1 protein-coding gene is annotated in these 1315 nt (G+C 65.1%); it reads right to left on the bottom strand.

The features are described 5' to 3' along the window. Positions 1 to 3: 3 nt before the first annotated feature. Complete coding sequence (locus QMK61_RS17565) at positions 4 to 1227, bottom strand: ISL3 family transposase (protein WP_302073525.1); 1224 nt, start codon at positions 1225 to 1227, stop codon at positions 4 to 6. Between the last annotated feature and the right edge of the window lie 88 nt (positions 1228 to 1315).

Here is a 1315-nt window from a genome sequence, read left to right as displayed (position 1 = left end):
GGTTCATCTCCCAACTCCGGGGAAGGCCGCCCGGATCTTGAGGAAGAAATAGGCATCATCGCGGTAGCCGTAGGCCATGCGTTTGATGACCTTGATGCGGTTGTTGATGCCCTCGACCAGGCCGGTGTGCATGGACCAGCGTACCCGGCTGAGGATGCCGCGCCAGTACGGGCGCAGGCACTTGGCGAAGTGGATCAGGGCCGGGATGCCGCTTTCGCGCGCGTGGCGTAGCCACTGCTTCCAGGCACGACGCCATGCCCAGGCCGTAGGCGCGTTCCACAGCGCCTTGAGCTGATCCTTCATCACGTAGACCGCCAGTAGCGACTGGTTGGCATCCAGCACCTCGGCCAGCCGTACCTGCTCGGCGTCTTTCAGATTCGCCGGGTTGCGCAGCAGCAGCCAGTGCGCGCGCTTGACCACTCGACGCGCCGGCTTGTCATGGCGCAACTGGTTGGCTGTATCCACCCGCACCCGGCCAATCACCTCGCGGCCGTACTTGGCGATCACATGGAACAGGTCGTAGACCACACGGGCGTTCGGGCAGTGTTGGCGCACTTCCAGGTCGTAGGCCGTGTTCATGTCCATCGCCACGGCGTCGATCTGCGCGCAACGCTGCGTTCCGAGCAACTCGAAGAACGACCGCACCTCGGCACGACTGCGGCCGCGCCCCACCCACAGCACCCGTTTGCGTTCCACGTCCACCACCACCGTGGCGTAGCGATGGCCCTTCTGGATGGCGAACTCGTCCATCGCAATCCGGCGGACACCGTCCAGATCCACAGGCCCCACGCGGCGCTCCAGCGCCCGGAAGTCAATCGCCTTGGCCGTCTTCCAGTCGATACCGTGCCAGCGGGCGGCGTGCAACACCGATGTTGCCGCGCACAGCCGCGCCACGCTGTCGGCCAATCGCCGCGTCACCCGGCTATGCGGATCAAGCCAGTCCAGGTGCTCCAGTCGCGGGCCACAGCGCGGGCACGCCAGGCGCAGGCGCTCAACGTGCAGCTCCACCGGAGCCCCGAACACCGGCAAGTCGCGTAGGCGACGCAACGTGCGGTCGTGGATCGCCGCAACGATCTCACCGCAGCCGCTGCACGAATGGACTTGCCTTGGCTCGGAATGCAGCTCGATGACCAACCAGCACGTCTCTGCGCGCCGCTCATGTCGCCACTTCGAAACACGATAGCCCGCCCAACCTCCCAGTTGGGAAATACAATCCCCGTCGGCCACGGCCGTCCCCGATTTGTTGCCTAGAGAACAGCAAGTCTGCCGGGTCGGCCGTGCGCCTCTCCCTCGATTGGGAGAAGAACCTTTTTTT

Source organism: Fulvimonas sp. R45, assembly GCF_030504985.1.
Taxonomy (GTDB): domain Bacteria; phylum Pseudomonadota; class Gammaproteobacteria; order Xanthomonadales; family Rhodanobacteraceae; genus Rhodanobacter_A.
The sequence above is the reverse complement of the archived record's forward strand: the minus strand, read 5'-3'. Positions and strand labels throughout refer to the sequence as shown.